This window comes from Rodentibacter heidelbergensis (genome assembly GCF_002000125.1).
In the GTDB taxonomy this organism is placed as follows: domain Bacteria; phylum Pseudomonadota; class Gammaproteobacteria; order Enterobacterales; family Pasteurellaceae; genus Rodentibacter; species Rodentibacter heidelbergensis.
The window spans coordinates 39839-57299 of sequence record NZ_MLHH01000005.1 but is presented as its reverse complement, the minus strand read 5'-3'; the positions used below and the strand labels follow the sequence as shown (position 1 = coordinate 57299).

Annotated in this window: 16 protein-coding genes and 1 pseudogene; 2 read left to right on the top strand and 15 right to left on the bottom strand. The window is 41.7% G+C overall.

The window, feature by feature from the left end; genetic code table 11:
- Window positions 1-56: 56 nt before the first annotated feature.
- Window positions 57-820: pseudogene (locus tag BKK48_RS02465) on the top strand (helix-turn-helix domain-containing protein); the annotation flags it as partial.
- Between the two features lie 134 nt (window positions 821-954).
- Here BKK48_RS02465 and eno read toward each other — a convergent pair.
- From eno to pssA, 4 genes are all read right to left on the bottom strand, one after another.
- Window positions 955-2265: a phosphopyruvate hydratase gene (gene eno, locus BKK48_RS02460; RefSeq protein WP_077426623.1), complete on the bottom strand. Its 1311-nt coding sequence runs from the start codon at window positions 2263-2265 to the stop codon at window positions 955-957.
- A gap of 227 nt (window positions 2266-2492) precedes the next feature.
- Entirely contained in the window at window positions 2493-3632 is a 1140-nt protein-coding gene (gene tgt, locus BKK48_RS02455; RefSeq protein ID WP_077426622.1) for a tRNA guanosine(34) transglycosylase Tgt, read from the bottom strand.
- A gap of 352 nt (window positions 3633-3984) precedes the next feature.
- On the bottom strand, window positions 3985-5076 hold the full coding sequence (gene queA, locus BKK48_RS02450; RefSeq protein ID WP_077426621.1) for a tRNA preQ1(34) S-adenosylmethionine ribosyltransferase-isomerase QueA: 1092 nt from the start codon (window positions 5074-5076) through the stop codon (window positions 3985-3987).
- A gap of 90 nt (window positions 5077-5166) precedes the next feature.
- Window positions 5167-6534 carry a CDP-diacylglycerol--serine O-phosphatidyltransferase gene (gene pssA / locus BKK48_RS02445; RefSeq protein WP_077426620.1) on the bottom strand — a complete coding sequence of 456 codons (1368 nt, stop codon included), beginning with the start codon at window positions 6532-6534 and terminating at the stop codon, window positions 5167-5169.
- A 147-nt stretch (window positions 6535-6681) separates the two neighbouring features.
- Here pssA and BKK48_RS02440 point away from each other — a divergent pair, with 147 nt between their 5' ends.
- The gene (locus BKK48_RS02440) at window positions 6682-7746 is read left to right on the top strand and encodes a TrmH family RNA methyltransferase (RefSeq protein ID WP_077426619.1); all 1065 of its coding nucleotides are present in this window, start codon (window positions 6682-6684) and stop codon (window positions 7744-7746) included.
- Between the two features lie 80 nt (window positions 7747-7826).
- Here the strand turns inward: BKK48_RS02440 and BKK48_RS02435 are convergent, their stop codons facing one another.
- From BKK48_RS02435 to fic, 11 genes are all read right to left on the bottom strand, one after another.
- Window positions 7827-8438, bottom strand: coding sequence for a cytochrome c3 family protein (locus tag BKK48_RS02435; protein WP_077426618.1), 612 nt, complete (start codon window positions 8436-8438; stop codon window positions 7827-7829).
- Between the two features lie 11 nt (window positions 8439-8449).
- Window positions 8450-8893 carry a nitrate reductase cytochrome c-type subunit gene (locus tag BKK48_RS02430; RefSeq protein WP_077416585.1) on the bottom strand — a complete coding sequence of 148 codons (444 nt, stop codon included), beginning with the start codon at window positions 8891-8893 and terminating at the stop codon, window positions 8450-8452.
- Window positions 8894-8898: 5 nt separating this feature from the next.
- Window positions 8899-9762: a quinol dehydrogenase ferredoxin subunit NapH gene (gene napH / locus BKK48_RS02425; protein WP_077426617.1), complete on the bottom strand. Its 864-nt coding sequence runs from the start codon at window positions 9760-9762 to the stop codon at window positions 8899-8901.
- Entirely contained in the window at window positions 9762-10568 is an 807-nt protein-coding gene (gene napG / locus BKK48_RS02420; RefSeq protein WP_077426731.1) for a ferredoxin-type protein NapG, read from the bottom strand. The genes napH and napG overlap by 1 nt, the downstream gene beginning before the upstream one ends.
- A gap of 149 nt (window positions 10569-10717) precedes the next feature.
- Window positions 10718-13201, bottom strand: a complete 2484-nt coding sequence (gene napA / locus BKK48_RS02415) for a nitrate reductase catalytic subunit NapA (RefSeq protein ID WP_077426616.1) — start codon at window positions 13199-13201, stop codon at window positions 10718-10720.
- A 35-nt stretch (window positions 13202-13236) separates the two neighbouring features.
- Window positions 13237-13518: a chaperone NapD gene (locus tag BKK48_RS02410; protein WP_077426615.1), complete on the bottom strand. Its 282-nt coding sequence runs from the start codon at window positions 13516-13518 to the stop codon at window positions 13237-13239.
- Window positions 13511-14026, bottom strand: a complete 516-nt coding sequence (gene napF, locus BKK48_RS02405; protein WP_077426614.1) for a ferredoxin-type protein NapF — start codon at window positions 14024-14026, stop codon at window positions 13511-13513. Before napF ends, BKK48_RS02410 begins: the two co-directional genes overlap by 8 nt.
- A gap of 351 nt (window positions 14027-14377) precedes the next feature.
- Complete coding sequence (gene fis / locus BKK48_RS02400) at window positions 14378-14677, bottom strand: DNA-binding transcriptional regulator Fis (RefSeq protein ID WP_077426613.1); 300 nt, start codon at window positions 14675-14677, stop codon at window positions 14378-14380.
- A complete protein-coding gene (gene dusB / locus BKK48_RS02395) occupies window positions 14671-15651 on the bottom strand; it encodes a tRNA dihydrouridine synthase DusB (protein WP_077426612.1) in 981 nt (326 codons plus the stop codon). The genes fis and dusB overlap by 7 nt, the downstream gene beginning before the upstream one ends.
- 359 nt (window positions 15652-16010) lie before the next feature.
- Window positions 16011-16892 (bottom strand): 50S ribosomal protein L11 methyltransferase, encoded by an 882-nt coding sequence (gene prmA, locus BKK48_RS02390; protein WP_077426611.1) that lies wholly within the window; start codon window positions 16890-16892, stop codon window positions 16011-16013.
- A gap of 17 nt (window positions 16893-16909) precedes the next feature.
- Entirely contained in the window at window positions 16910-17455 is a 546-nt protein-coding gene (gene fic, locus BKK48_RS02385; protein ID WP_077426610.1) for a protein adenylyltransferase Fic, read from the bottom strand.
- Window positions 17456-17461 lie beyond the last annotated feature (6 nt).

Below are 17461 nucleotides of genomic sequence, written 5' to 3'. Positions count from 1 at the left end.
GATTAAATCTGACAAATCACAATAAAACATGAGCGTTTCCTGAAGAGGAAACGCTCATGTTTTATGATTACAATCCCCTCATTAAACACTGGACCGGTTTACTCAATTTAGCTTAAGAACTAGGTAACATTCCCAAGCTTGCAAAATCATGGGTATGCTCCAAGATATATTTTATCGCTATCAACAGGCAGTTGAAGAAAGCGGTGTGGATGCGTGACTCAATTAAAACTGACGTGTCCCTAACATTAAAAATCGAGTCGATGAAAAAGTTGAAAAGCCGTGTTGTAGTTTGCTTTGGATAATCCAGTATTCGGATAAGCTCGGGTCAATAACGAAGTACGAAACAAGGTATTTTTGCTTCCGTAGGTGGTATCCAGCCGATTTGCTTAAGGCACTATATTGCTAATTTAACACAGTGATTGGCTGCAGTTGAAAAGCTAGTTGCCGAGCAAGGTATTCCTAGATACAAGCCTTAGAGCGTAAAAAGAAAGATGAGCTTGCTTATGGTGAAATTGAAACTGCTCACCCAGGCTATCTGGGAGGACAAGATACTTTCTATGTAGGTAATCTTAAAGGTGTTGGACGCATTTATCAGCAAACCTTTATTGATACATACAGCAAAGTTTGCATTTGCCAAGATTTACTAATATTACGTATTCTTACTGACAGAGGGAGAAAATATTGTGATAAGGTAGAAAATCACAATTATGAGCTTTATTTGGCAATTAATGATATTGACTATATAAAAACGAAAGTAAAACACCCGCAGACAAATGGTATCTGTGAACGTTTTAACAAAATCATTTTACAGGCTTATTTTATTTAAATTAGACATGAATAATGTTTGTTTATAAAAAATCTGCACCTTAATCAGCTGGTTAATGTATCCAACTTTTGGGGTGCAGATCTATCCTTAAAAAACGCGGTGCGATTTCAGTTTAAATTAACCAACGATTAGGCTTGACCTTTAACGGCTTTTAAACCCGGGAACGCAGCCGGTGTGCCTGCACGTTCTAATGCTTCTTCGATACGGATTAATTGGTTGTATTTTGCAATACGATCAGAACGGCTCATAGAACCGGTTTTGATTTGACCTGCTGCCGTACCCACCGCTAAATCAGCGATAGTCGCATCTTCGGTTTCACCGGAACGGTGAGAAATCACCGCAGTATAGCCGGCGTCTTTCGCCATTTTGATTGCCGCTAAGGTTTCCGTTAAAGAACCGATTTGGTTGAATTTGATTAAGATAGAGTTTGCGATACCTTTTTCGATACCTTCTTTTAAGATTTTAGTGTTAGTAACGAATAAGTCATCACCCACTAATTGCACTTTGTCGCCTAATACTTTGGTTTGATATGCAAAACCGTTCCAGTCAGACTCATCTTGGCCGTCTTCAATAGAAACGATCGGATATTGTTTGCAAAGCTCTTCAAGATAATGCGTGAATTCTTCGGAAGTGAATGAACGACCTTCGCCTTTCATTTCATATTTGCCGGTTTCTTTGTTATAGAACTCAGAAGAAGCGCAGTCCATTGCTAAGGTCACATCTTTACCTAATACATAACCGGCTTTTTCTACCGCTTCTTTGATACAAGCTAGGGCATCAGCGTTAGAAGCAAGATTTGGCGCAAAACCACCCTCATCACCAACAGCCGTGCTCATTCCTTTTGCTTTTAATACTTTTGCGAGATTGTGGAATACTTCCGCACCAATACGAAGTGCTTCACGCAATGTTTTTGCCCCTACCGGTTGGATCATAAATTCTTGAATATCAACATTATTGTCTGCATGCTCACCACCGTTGATGATGTTCATCATTGGTAATGGCATAGAATAAACGCCCGGCGTACCGTTGAGTTCTGCAATGTAAGCGTACAATGGTAAGCCTTTAGAAGCAGCGGCCGCTTTTGCGTTGGCTAATGAAACCGCTAAGATAGCATTAGCACCAAAGTTTGATTTGTTTTCTGTACCATCTAAGTCGATCATAATTTGGTCGATCTCAGCTTGGTTTAAAGCATTTTTACCCACTAATGCATCTGCGATAGGGCCGTTAACTGCTGCAACCGCTTTTAATACACCTTTACCTAGGAAACGTGATTTGTCACCATCGCGTAATTCTAATGCTTCACGAGAACCCGTTGATGCGCCTGATGGTGCAGCGGCTAGACCTACAAAACCACCTTCTAAATGAACTTCTGCTTCAACAGTTGGATTACCGCGTGAGTCGATGATTTCACGACCAATCACTTTAACGATTTTTGCCATTTTTGTTTTCCTCTTTAAGTTAATAAAAATGCGTATTAGGCGAACCTAAATCGTGCGCTATGATAAAGCTATTTTGTTTTTTTGTCTTGCAAAAAATGCTCTTGCCTTGATCTTTGTCTAATTTTTAAATGCTATAAAATGTAGCACTCTCTCCCGTCTTGCAGACAAGGTTAAGAAAAAGATGAAAATCACCGCATTTTTCATACCCTATCGCTCATGAAGCCATATTAACCAAGCTGTAAGGGAGGAACCGGTTTGCCAATTCTGGCGTAAAATTCCACCACAAAATCATCAAAGCGATCTTCTTCGATTGCTTGGCGAATTTCAGCCATAAGACGTTGATAATAACGCAAATTATGGATGGTATTTAAACGAGCGCCTAAAATCTCACCGCACTTATCCAAATGATATAAATAGGCTTTCGTGTAATTTTTACAGGTGTAGCAATCGCAATGAGGATCGAGTGGGCTGGTGTCATCACGGTATTTCGCATTACGAATTTTCACAATACCGTCCGTGACAAATAAGTGACCATTACGGGCATTACGGGTTGGCATCACACAGTCGAACATGTCGATACCACGGCGAACACCTTCAACCAAATCTTCCGGTTTCCCAACCCCCATTAAATAGCGTGGTTTATCTGCCGGAATTTGTGGACAGATATATTCCAAAATACGGTGCATATCTTCTTTTGGCTCGCCCACGGCCAATCCGCCTACGGCATAACCGTCAAAACCGATGTTGACTAAGCCCTCCAAAGAGATTTTACGCAATTCCTCAAATACCCCCCCTTGAATAATACCGAAAAGGGCGTTTTTATTGCCAAGTTCATCGAAGCGATCACGACTACGTTTTGCCCAACGAAGAGACATTTCCATAGACTTTTTGGCATAGTCAAAGGTGGCGGGATAAGGGGTACACTCATCGAAAATCATCACAATATCAGAGCCGAGATCATATTGAATTTCCATGGATTTTTCCGGGGAAAGAAAGATGCGTTCGCCATTAATCGGATTTTGAAATTTGACGCCCTCTTCAGTAATTTTGCGTAATTTACCGAGGCTAAATACTTGGAAACCACCACTATCCGTTAAAATTGGGCGATGCCACTGCATAAAATCATGCAGATCACCGTGTTTACACATCACTTCTTGTCCGGGGCGCAACCACAAATGGAAGGTATTCCCCAATAAGATATCAGCGCCCGTTGCCCGCACTTCTTCCGGTGTCATCCCTTTTACCGTACCATAAGTGCCCACCGGCATAAATGCAGGCGTTTCCACGCTAAATGTGCCTTGTGGACGTTCAAACACCAATCGACCACGGCGTGCATTACCGCTGGTTTTGTCTAATTCATATTTCATTTTCATTTCCTCAACGAATAAACAGTTCGAAGATTTTGTCAATAAAAAAGCCTGTTTAAATTTACAGGCTTTATGTTATACTTTTTTCAATGCTCTTTGAGCAGAGGCGGATCTGCGAAAAATCAGTCCGCCAGTGGCACCTGACGGGCTGTTTAAGTAGATCCTTAATGTTTTAACTATCCAATTAAGGATAAAAACCATGATTAAATTTATTATTAAACTAATCATCGTTACTCTGCTTTGCCTGCTATTAAAAGGTAGCGCTGGCTAAGCAGATTTACCGGAACAAGAGATAGTTAGCGCTATCTCTTGTTTTTTATTGTAGGCGTTGCCTTTCTTTAAGTCAAACGACTTATTCCAATCCCTTTACCTTCGGATTTTTTGTAATAAACATGGCATCACCATAGCTGAAAAAACGGTAGCGATTTTCGACCGCACTTTTATAAGCATTCATTGTGTGGCGAAAACCGGCAAAGGCAGAAACCAACATGATGAGCGTGCTTTCCGGTAAATGGAAGTTAGTGATTAAGGCATCCACCACTCGGAATATTTTCCCCGGATAAATAAAAATTGAAGTGTCGGAAAAATACGGTTCAATCAAATCCGAATTACCGTTTTCTTCTGCAGACAAGGCTGCGGTTTCAATCGATCGAACGGAAGTCGTCCCCACCGCAATCACACGCTTTCCCGCTTTTTTGGTAGCAATAATGGCATTGCACACTTCTTGTGAAAGCTCCACATATTCGGCGTGCATAATATGATCTTCAATATTTTCTACACGAACCGGCTGAAATGTCCCCGCCCCCACATGGAGTGTCACAAATTCAAAATTGACGCCTTTAGCTTGAAGTTTTGCCAACAGTTCATCATCAAAATGCAAGCCCGCAGTGGGGGCGGCTACTGCTCCCGGTACTTTGCTGTAAACGGTTTGGTAACATTCTTGATCCGCTTCTTCATCAGGGCGATCAATATAGGGCGGCAATGGCATATGTCCAATTTGTTGTAACACCGCTAAAACTGTGGTGGTTTTATCCTTTAATTCCACTTCAAAAAGGCTGCCATGACGTGCCGTCATTACCGTAGAAATACCGTGATTTTCTCCCAGTTTATCCTCCCCTAAAATTAACTCAGCCCCTTCCTTTGGTGATTTTGAAGAACGAATATGGGCAAGAAAACGGTGCTCATCCAACATCCGTTCGACTAACACCTCAATTTTTCCGCCACTGGCTTTGCGTCCAAACATTCGGGCGGGAATCACACGAGTATTGTTAAAAATTAATAAATCCCCTTCCTCAATGAGCTCTAATACCTCCGTGAAAGTGCGGTGAGAAATAGCACCATTTTCACCGTTTAATGTCAGAAGACGACAAGAGGAACGCTCTTCTTTTGGATAACGAGCAATAAGCTCGTCAGGTAAATCAAAATGGAAATCGGAAACTCGCATAGTAGTCTTTAGTTGATAAAAAGAATGGGTAGTCTAGTTGGAATAACTAGGAAGCTCAAGGGGAAATGACAAACCTTTCCCCTTTCTCAATTAAAGGATCATTTTAACTAATTTATCCGCTTTAACTCGGGCAAATTTTTTCAATAATTTTTGAACAGGTTCTGGATATTGGGAAAGCGCTTCTAACTCAGAATAATGTTTTAACACATGCGTATGTTGACGAATATGCTCAAGCTCTTTTTCAGCCTGATCCAGCAATTCTTGCTTCGGATCATGAATTAATAGGCCATTTTCCGCATCTAAACGCCACGCTCGAGGGTTTAAATTATTACCGGTTAATAAAATATAACGATTATCCACCCACACCCCTTTTAAGTGATAAGTGTTATCACCGTCTTTCCACAAGCGAATTGTTAATCGCCCCTGTTCAATTTCTTGTTGGAATTTTTCACAAAAATGGCGGAGATTACTTTCGTATAAATAAGGTAAAGCGCCTGCCATTTTGAACGGTTGTTCCGGTGGAATATAAAAATCGTTTGCCACTTTGTCGCCAACGATAATTTCGATCTTCTTGCCTGCCTCTAAAAGCGTGCTAATTTTATTTTGCAGGGTACGAGGAAAATTAAAATAAGGGGTACAAATGACTAAATTTTCTTGAACCTGCAAAAATAAATCTTCAATGATTTGGTTTAATTCATTGCCGGATGCGCCTAAACCAAATAAAGGGGAAATGCTTAAAATATCGGAAAAATCGGCCGCACTTTCCAAGCTATACTCCGCATGATTGGCTAAGTTTTTACGATAAGCACGAACTGCAGATCGAATTTCCTTGGTACGAGGGCGATTTGTGACATCAAGGGGATGAACCGCACTGAAGTCTAATAAATAATCATTAATAAAATTCACCATCGCATCGGCTAAAGCCTGATTGGTGATTTTTTGATAGCGATCATAGCGGTATTTATCACCTTGTTGTAAATAAACGTTGTTAATACTCGCACCGCTATAAAGTACCGTATCATCAAAAATAAATCCTTTGATATGTAAAACACCGAACACTTCACGGGTATTAATCGGTACCCCAAAAAACATATTCGGATCCTCTGAAAGCTGGTAAGTTTGACGCTGTTCCACATACCAATCGGCATTGGTTGCCGATTTTTCCGCCCCGAGTAGGTTGCGTTGACCCCGATGCCAATCGACAAGAATTTTGACATCCAATTCAGGGTGCTCTTGTTTTATGCGATAAATTTCGTCAAGAATCTCTTGCCCTGCTTCATCTTTTTGCCAATAAAGTGCGGTGACATAAATGCGTTTTTTAGAATTTCTAATTAATTCAATTAGTTGTGCTTTAAATTCAACCGGACTAAACAAAAACTCAACCTGCGCTTTTTCTAAGGGTAAAAAAGGCAAATTTTGGAGCTTTTGCTCAGTACGTTTTACTTTATTGATTAACATAATCTATCCTACAATTTCTAAGGAGCGGCTAGTTTACAATATTTCCTCTTAGGATTAATAGAAAAAAGGTTTTTTTTCGTTATAATGCTCACAAATTTTCATATTTTTTGACTATTTTTTAGACAAAAATTTCCTGAGTAACAGAGCATGAACCATTCCCGCAAACCCACTTTTCAATCCCATTCTGACAAAATTTTTCAAGAACGTCGTCCTAAAGGTGCACGTTCTCCGTCTGTTGAAGATCGCCAAAACGATGAAAAATACCGTCAAAATCGACCGCACTTTGATAACCAACGTGATAAAACTCATCTTCAAAGCAAAGTGCACGAACCGCATATTGAAACGCTTTCTCTCAACAAAGCGCCTTCTAAAGATAAGGGTGAACAAAATCAAGTAAAAGTCGTGATAAAAAGTCGGAAGAGCGAGAATAAGCCTAAAGAAAAGAAAACCGGCCCACTTTCTCCCCGAGCCCCGGAAAAAATCAAGAAAAATCGGGCAGAAGAAATGAAAGTCTGTGGTGAAAATGCCTGTTTGGAATTGTTTGCACAGCGTCCGGAAAACATTGTGCGAATTTGGGCGACGGTGCAAATGTCCCATAAGATCGGCGAAATATTGCGTTATTTAGCAGCAAACAAAAAAGTTTATCACATCGTAGATGACAAAGAGCTATCCCTTGTCAGTGGCACAGAACACCACGCTGGCATTTGTATGTTGGTGAAAAAACCACGTCCTTTCACCTTAGCGGGCTATTTGGCAATTCCCCGTCAGGAAGATGTCTTAGTTTTGTTGGATAAGGTCAATAATGCTCAAAATATCGGGGGCGTATTGCGTACCTGTGCCTTTTATGGGGTAAAAAATCTGATTACTGCCCATCCCGAAACAATCTATTCTTCAGCGGCAATGCGTGTTGCAGAAGGCGGGGCAGAACACCTCCGTTTATTGGAATGTTTGGACAGCGAATCAGCATTGCAACAACTTCGCCAAGCCGGTTACCAAGTGGTACATATTGCACAAGACAAAGCAGGACAGCCTCTCGATCAAGTGCAATTTCATCGGAAAGTCGTTTTTTTACTAAGCGAAACGCACACCGCTGATTTATACGAAAATCAAGACCTCAATCTTCGCTTATCTTTAAGTAATCCACTCAAAAGTGGGCTGAATATTGCCGTCAACAGCGGTATTTTGTTAGCAAAATGGTATTTTGCTCAATAAACCCTGTTTTATATAAATTGATGTCATCACACAAAAAATCGGCACCAATAATGGATGCCGATTTTTTATAAACGAAGTTTTTATTTTGACTGAGCGTCTTTTTTGAAACCGGATTCTACTTCTCGCATATCCGGTAATTGGTGTGCTATACCTTTATGGCAATCAATACAGGTTTTGCCTTCTGTTTTGATTTTCTCATGCATTTTCGCAGCAACAGGTCGTTGCTCACTAAAATTCATTCGCTCCACATTATGGCAATTACGACATTCTTGAGAATCATTGGCTTTCATTCTTGCCCATTCTCTTTCTGCCATTTCCAAACGGTGGGCGTTAAATTTCTCTAAGGTATCCACTTTGCCCGTATAATGTGCATACACCTCTTTTGCCGCAATGATTTTACGTTTCATCTTTGGCCCGAATTCATGCGGTACATGGCAATCCGGACAGCTCGCCCCCACACCGGTACGGGTTTGATAATGAGCACTGTGAAGATACTCCGGATAGGCATCATTCATATGACAACTGGCACAAAACTGCTCGGTGTTGGTTTTCTCCAAGCCATAATTAAAGCCAACCCAAGATAAGATCCCGCCAATAAATGCCAGTGTAATAATCGTGCCAACCGCCATTCGGCTTGGTTTACGAAACCAATGCCAAAAGCGCACAATGAAGTTTGGTTTTTTCTCTGACATAGTCTTCCCTCTTAGTTACCGTAGCCTTTCATTGGTTTGAAATCATTTGGCACGATAGGCTCTACGTTGGATTGGGAAACGTGGCACTGTAAACAGAAATAACGACGAGGAGAAGTATCCGAGCCAATATTCCCATCACGATCCATAAAATGCGTTGGGCTGATTCGCGTTGCACCGCTCAAACGTGAGTTTTCCGGGCTATGACAGTTTAAGCACTGGTTAACATTTTTTGTCACCTGATAATTCGCCACGCTATGCGGCACCATCGGTGGTTGGTTTACATAATTTAACGCTGATAATTCACTTTGGCGTGGCGCTTTGTGAAATGCAGGTGTTACATTTTCCGGTGATTGGGTTAAATCTTTGCCCACCGGTTGAACCTCTGTTGCCATTAATGAACCGGCAAAAAGTGCGGTCATTAATCCCACTAAAATTTTAGATTGTTTTTTAGTCATATTAATCACTCCCCTGAATGATCGAATCGAGTCGAGAATTTGAATACTTTTTCAGCACAAACGTCAATGCAACGTCCGCAGCTAATGCAATCTTTGGAAAGCACCAGTAGGCTTTCGTCTTTCTTACCATGTAAAGGTGAACGCAATACTTGGGGTTCCGGGCAAATGTTGTAGCAATCCATACAATTATCGCACTTCGTACGATCAATCACTTTAATTCGGATAAGACTTTTGCAGCCAATAACACCATACATTGCCCCTATCGGACATAAATGCCCACACCAACCATGTTCGGCAATCAATAAATCAAAAAGAAAAATAACCAGAATTAACCAAGCCGTTGCGCCTAAGCCAAAAACAAAGGCCCGACCTAATGCCGCCACAGGATTAATCCACTCCCACAACAACATTCCGCTTAACGCACTGCCGATTAAAATCATCAGCAAAATACCATAGCGTAATCCTCGTGGGAGTTTTGCCGTTTGCCGAATACCCAGTTTTCGGCGTAACCATGCGGCCGTATCGGTCACCATATTCAACGGACAAACCCAGCCACAAAACACCTTGCTCCCCACCAATGCATAAAAAAGCACAATGATGGCGGCACCGATAAGTGTGAGCGAATCAGGCAAATGACCGCTTGCAAGACTTTCTGCGGTAATGAGCGGATCACTAAAAGGCACGGTTTCCAGCAGTAAACTCCCGCTGTAATTCCCTTTTAAGATCCAAACACCCAAATAAGGTCCGCTCAAAAACATCGCAAGAATACTGAGTTGGCTTAAACGCCGCCAAAATAAAAAGCGATGAGCATACCACCTGCCCCATTTCTCTCTCGCCTCACGACCGGCATATTTCGGTGCGTTTGCCATTATTTCGCCCCTCCTAAAACCGGTGCTAACACAGGTTCAGCCGGCTCTGGCATAGCGAGGGTTTCAGGCATTCGGGTTGGTAAGGAAATCATTTCTTTTGGTGCAAGAGAATGACCGGCTTTCGCTTTTTCCTCCCAGCCTAAACGATAGTGTTTCCCCAACATTCCTTTCGCCAAATCCATCGGCAGGATTTTTATCGCTGCTTCCTCCAAAACACAGGCTTGTTCGCATTTTCCACAACCGGTACAGGCATCGGAATGAACCGTTGGGATAAACAATGCATGTTTATCTGAACGGGGGTTATGTTGTTTTTCCAAAGTGATCGCTTTGTCGATTAAAGGACAAACCCGATAACACACATCACAACGTAGCCCTTGCCAGTTTAAGCAGGTTTCGTGATCAAGCAGTACCGATAATCCCATTCGGGCATCATTAATATTTGTCGCATGGCGATCTAATGCCCCACTCGGGCAAGCATGGGCACAGGGAACATCCGGGCACATTTCGCATGGTTTATCACGAGCAATAAAATAAGGCGTTCCTGCTTCCACCGGGGATAATAATGAAGCTAAATGCAACATATCATAGGGGCATGCTTGCACACATTGACCACAACGAATACAAGCCGCAGAAAACGCTTTAGCATCTTGCAACGCAAAAGGAGGGCGTAAAGGCACGCCTTCACGAGCAAGGCTCTGATTTTGTTGTAATCCTAATAAAATCCCCACGCCAACAAGCCCGCCCGTGGTACGGACAGTTTCTTTTAAAAATCGGCGGCGTTCAGGATTAAGATTAGGCTTTTTCATTTTCTTTTTAATCATTGAGCGCACTTTACAACATTAACACTCTCAGTGAATGGGAAGAGAGAATGAAGTAAAGTGCGGTTGATTTCTTACATATTTTTTGCCTCCACCCGTTTACGGGGAAGGCAAGATACATTCACCTTGTAAAAATATTAAGCCGCTTTTTCCACTTTTACCGCACATTTTTTGAAGTCGGTTTCTTTTGAAATCGGGTCGGTTGCATCAAGTGTTAACACATTAGCAAGCTGACCGGCATCAAAGAAAGTGGTATAAACCAAACCTCTTGGCGGCTTATTACGTCCTCTTGTGTCTAAATGTGAAATCATTTCACCACGACGAGAAGAAATCTTAATTTTATCGCCATGACGTAACCCTCTTGCTTCAGCATCAAGTGGATGCATCCACACTAAATTATTTGGAAATGCACGGTGTAATTCCGGTACACGACGGGTCATCGAACCGGTATGCCAATGTTCTAACACACGGCCGGTTGATAACCATAAATCGAATTCCGCATCCGGTGATTCTGCCGCCGGCTCATATGGAACAGCAAGGATAATCGCTTTTTTATCCGGATAACCGTAAAATGCCACCCCTTCGCCTTCTTTCACATAAGGATCGTAACCTTCACGATAACGCCATAAGGTTTCTTTGCCATCCACCACCGGCCAGCGTAATCCACGGGCTTTATGGTAGGTATCAAATGGCGCTAAATCATGACCGTGTCCACGACCAAATTCCGCATATTCCTCAAATAACCCTTTGTGAACGTAGTAGCCAAAGTGTTCAGATTCGTCATTTAATTGACCTTCTGCCAGTTCACTTAATGGGAATTTATCGATCTGACCGTTTTTAAACAACACGTCATATAAAGTCTTACCACGATATTCCGGCATTTGTGCAAGTAATTCTTCCGTCCACATTTCATCGGTGGTGAAGTATTTGGCAAACTCCATTAACTGCCACAAGTCAGATTTCGCCTCACCCGGTGCTTTCACTTGCTGACGCCAGAATTGCGTACGGCGTTCTGCATTACCGTATGCCCCTTCTTTTTCCACCCACATCGCTGTTGGTAGGATTAAGTCTGCTGATAGTGCAGAAACCGTTGGATAAGGATCGGAAACAATCACGAAGTTGCCTTCTTTACGCCAGCCCGGTAAACGGTCAGCATTAATATTCGGCCCCGCTTGCATATTGTTGTTACACATCTGCCACAAGACGTTCATTTTTCCATCGTGCATTGCACGATCTTGGGCAATCGTATCCAAGCCGACTTTTTCAGAGATCGTCCCTTTTGGTAATTTCCAAATACGTTCAGCGGTTTCACGGTGTTGCGGATTGGTTACCACCAAATCTGCCGGTAAACGATGTGGGAAAGATCCCACCTCACGCGCTGTACCACAGGCTGAAGGTTGACCGGTTAAAGAGAATGGGCCACAGCCCGGAATAGAAATTTTGCCGGTTAATAAATGGATATTGTAGATAAGGTGGTTTGCCCAAACCCCACGGGAGTGTTGGTTAAAGCCCATTGTCCAGAAAGACACCACTTTTTTATTTGGATCGGCATAAAGTTTTGCCAAATGTTCCAGTTGATCTTTTGGTACACCGGATAATTCATGCACTTTATCAAGGGTATATTCTGAGACCAATTGCTTCAATTCTTCAAAAGAGGAATCGTACATTTTACCGGCTGTTTTACGGTTGGTGTCTTTCTCTAACGGATTTTCAGGACGTAAACCATAACCGATATTGGTTTCACCCCGTTTAAATTTGGTGTGTTTATTAACAAAATCCCAATTGATCGCATCATTTTGAATGAGATAGTTAATGATGTAGTTCATAATCGCCAAATCCGTTTGAGGTGTGAACACCAAACCATAATCGGCAAGCTCAAAACTACGATGTTCAAAGGTAGAAAGTACGGCCACTTTCACATCAGGATTAGAAATTCGGCGGTCTGTAATGCGTGACCACAAAATCGGGTGCATTTCCGCCATATTAGAACCCCAAAGCACAAATGCTTCAGCACGTTCAATATCATCATAGCAACCCATTGGCTCATCCATACCAAAGGTACGCATAAATGCCACTGCGGCAGATGCCATACAATGACGGGCATTCGGATCCACATTATTCGAACGGAAACCGGCTTTCCAAAGTTTGTTTTTCGCATAGCCTTCCCAAATAGTGGACTGACCGGAACTGAACATCCCAACGGCATTCTGACCGTTCTTTTTGAACGCTTCTTTAAATTTTTCCGCCATGGTTTTGAAAGCCACATCCCAAGAAACCGGCGCAAAATCCCCGTTTTTATCGAATTTGCCATTTGTCATACGCAACATTGGCTGTGTTAGACGATCCTTACCATACATAATTTTAGGTAAGAAATAACCTTTAATACAGTTTAAACCACGGTTTACTTCGGCATCCGGATCACCTTGAGAGGCGACCACTCGGCCCTCTTTCGTACCTACTAACACCGCACAACCCGTTCCACAAAAACGGCATACGGCTTTATCCCACTTGATTTCAGTTTCTGCCGCCACAACGTTTTTAACCGGAATAGTTAATCCCGCCGCAGTTGCCGCCGCCATCGCCGCATTGGCTTTCATAAAATCTCGACGACTTAAATTCATTGCATCACCCCTTCTCACAGATTGATTTGATCAATTTATTTCTTTTGCTCATCTTGCTCGTGATACACCAAGGATACATTAATCACCCCATCAATCTCTTTCACACTTTCGATATTATCCAGCAGAAGATGTTGATCATGTGATTGCATCACCACGACAAGTTTTCCCATTTTTTCATCAAAAACAGGGATTTCCGTATGTTTAATCGCTGAAAGTGCGGTCTGAATTTCCGCTAATTTTTCAGGATTGCCTTGCACAATTAGCCCAACAACATGCCAATCTTGTGCATTTTCTAAGGTTACATTTGTATTATTCATGCTTTAGTATTTTAATGGCACTCACAGGACAGCTTTGTATACAAGCCCCACAGCCGTTACATTGCTCCATCTCAACCCAAGGTTGCGCCACACCACCGCTTTGCAAACGAAATCGAATGGCATTCATAGAACAGCTATCTTGGCATGAACGACACTCAATACGATGCTGTGTTAAACAATGCTCATGAATGCGAATTTTATGTTCCCAAGGCGCTTCATCCACCGAACGGAAAACCGGTTGTTGGCAAGCCTCAACACACTTTTGACAAAAAGTACATTCGCCATTGTCAAAGCGAACTTCCGGAAAACCGCCCTCACCTTTGATTAAAATCTTTGTTTCACAGACTGTAAGACAAGCGTTGCAACGGGTACATTTGTCAATAAATTCACGTTCACCGATTGACCAAGGCGGGCGAACGGCATCAAACCGAGGCGTATTTTCTTGCTGAGATGAAGTTAAAAATCTACCCCGTAAAAATGCTCTGCGTGGTAAGTTTTCAACGACCATTTTTCTCGCCTTTTGTGAATAATTTCTCGCCTAATTTATCGGTGCTGAATTATGTAATTTATCCCCTAGAAAGAGAAACTACCAAAAAGAGGTAAATGAAGAAAAAAATGAACATTTGTTGTGATAGATCAAGAAAACTATTAGAAAGGACATTGACTTTAGCCGGCTGCTCTCAAATCAAAGAAAATGGGTGATGTAAAATACCATCGCACACAACCAATAGATAAAAAATAACCCCACAATGCTTTTCTTGTGGGGTCTATAAATAAACTCAACCTTGTTGATGAGAAGGTGATTTGCTTAAATGAAGGTTACCTCGCCTTTAAGTAAGGCGTTGATTGAAAGAGGGGGTTAACCCATCCCATATTTTTTCAATTTTTTGCGCAACGTACCACGATTGATACCAAGCATATTGGCGGCTCGGGTTTGATTACCACGGGTATATTGCATCACCATATCAAGCATTGGGTATTCAACTTCCGATAATACTAATTCGTAAAGGTCATTGACATCTTGACCATCTAATTGTGATAAATAATTACGTAATGCCTGTTTAACAGAATCACGCAATGGTTTGTTTGTTACTTGTGATTGAGCGTTTAACACGGATACGGTTAACGCATCAGACGGATTACGTTGTTGTTCTAACATTTTTCTCTATCCAAAATTGAATTAAAAAATTCTTCTAACACAACAAGTTGTTCCTTAGGATGGCTGATTGTGTTAAAAGTCTGTCTAAAAACGGAATCAGGTTGAATCCCCTGTAAATACCAAGCCACATGTTTACGGGCGATGCGATAGCCTTTTTGTTCACCATAGAATTCATGTAATTCTTGAATATGATGCAAAATTTGACCGCACTTTTCGCTTAAACCGGGTGGTTGAATCATCGAATCATGCTCAATAAAACCCACTACCTGCTGAAATAGCCAGGGATTACCAAGCGCTGCCCGACCTATCATAATTGCATCAGCACCGGTGTAATCAAGTACTGATTTTGCTTTTTGAGCGGAATCAATATCGCCATTTGCAATGACAGGAATGGAAATGGCTTGTTTTACCGCACGAATATTGTCGTATTCTGCTTCACCTTCAAAAAGACATTCTCTCGTCCGCCCATGAATGGTTAAAGCCTGAATGCCGGATTGTTCGGCAATTTTACCGATTTGCACACAGTTTTGGTGGGATTTATCCCAGCCCGTACGAATTTTTAACGTCACCGGTACATTCACCGCATTGATCACTTCCCGTAGAATGTTTTCTACCAAATCAGGAAATTGCAAAAGCGCAGAACCGGCAAGTTTACGATTTACCTTTTTGGCAGGACATCCCATATTAATATCAATGATCTCTGCCCCGTACTCCACATTAATGGCCGCCGCTTTCGCCATTTCTAAAGGATCAGATCCTGCAATTTGCACGGCATTGATGCCGAGATCATCACTATGGGCTAAACGAAGTTGAGATTTTTCCGTATGCCAAACCTGAGGATTGGTGGACATCATTTCTGAAAATGTCAGTCCCGCACCATAATGTGCACAAAGGCGGCGAAAGGGCTTATCGGTAATGCCTGCCATGGGGGCGAGTAAAACACGATTTTTCAATTGGTATGAACCGATTTTCACCTCTACCACCCTTACAAGCCTAACCCCAGCGTTGCTGCCCGCATTATGGTGAAATGAGGCAACAACCGACAAGGCGTGCTATGATACGCATTTTGCTTGAGTTTGCAAGGGAAAGTTGCTCAAAAAAACGCCTTATTCCGAGTGATAAAACCTCATTGCTTCTAGCAAGAGGTCACATCACTTAATAAGAATGTCATCTTTGAGTGATGATTTGATAATCGTCATTCATTCGTTTTGTTCTATAACACAGAACAAAAGCGCAATGGAATAAGATAAGACGGATAGTTTGAGTAAAATAGACACTGATAAATGGAAATAATGAGAAGAAACATTCCCTTTACCAACGTCCATGCAAACGATTACCTGGTCTTACCTGTAATTCTGCACCATTCTTCGCGTACAGCAACAGGCTCTAAGCGAAAGGTTTGTGCGTAGGCTTCACAAACTGATGGGGCTTGGCTTTCTAAAATACCGGATAAACCCAAATGGCCGTTTTCTTTAACAAGTTGGCTAATCACGGGGTAAAGCGCTTTTAAGGGGCCGGCAAGAATATTGGCAACAACAACATCTGCTTTTAGATTTTCCGGTTTTTCATCCGATAAAAAGAGTTGTAAACGATCCGCCACACCATTTTGTTCCGCATTATTACGGCTGGCAAGAATGGCTTGCGGATCGATGTCAATGCCAATCGCACTTTTTGCTCCCAGTTTTAATGCTGCAATAGCTAAAATACCCGAACCACAACCGAAATCAATGACGGTTTTGCCTTTTAAATCCAATCCGTCTAACCATTCTAAACAAAGGGCGGTTGTCGGGTGCGTGCCCGTACCAAATGCAAGGCCGGGGTCTAACATCACATTGACGGCATTTTCATCCGGTACTTCTCGCCAACTTGGGCAAATCCATAAACGCTGGCCAAACCGCATTGGATGGAAATTATCCATCCATTCCCGCTCCCAATCTTTGTCTTCAATTTGTTCGACTTTATAAGCGGTATGCTCATCTAAATGCCCAGCTTGTTTCAGTAAATCGACAATTTCTGCCATATCGGTTTGTGCATCAAATAAAGCGATCACATCGGTATTGCCCCAAAGACGGGTTTCACCGGGCAAGGGTTCAAAAATAGGGGTATCTTGGCTGTCCATAAAAGTAACGGATACCGAACCGATTTCTTCTAGGAAATCACTGATTTTTTCTGCTTTTTCATTAGTGCTATTCAGGCGAATTTGAATCCAAGCCATATCTTTTCCTTATTCAATTAGTCTTTTTCATAACCTTCGTAATAGTAAGATTGTTCAATTCCTTTAAAAATGATTTCTCGATTATCAACATCACTGGTTAAATTCATTTGTAATAGAAAACGAATTTCTAAATCGTTAATTGGACTAGGTTCCATCGCTTGTAAATATTGTGTTTTATCAATATGTTGCCAATTGACAACTTTACCTAAGTTTTTCTTAAGAATTAAATCAAGCCAGATCCTTGTTGAACGTCCATTCCCTTCTAAAAAGGGGTGAGCAATATTCATTTCCACATATTTACTTACAATATCCTCAAAAGTCTCTTCCGGCATGAGTTCAATTTTGGCGAGCGCTTCCTTTAAATAAAGGGAATTTACAAAGCGAAAATGCCCCTTTGAGATATTTTGCTCACGAATTATGCCGGCAAACTCATAAAGTCCGCCAAAAAGATATTGATGAATTTGTTGTAAGCCTTTTGTTGAGCCGATTTCAATTTGATGAATATCACCACTTTCAAACAAACGATAAGCATTTTCTAGGCTCTGTTGATCAATTTTTTTCACGCTATT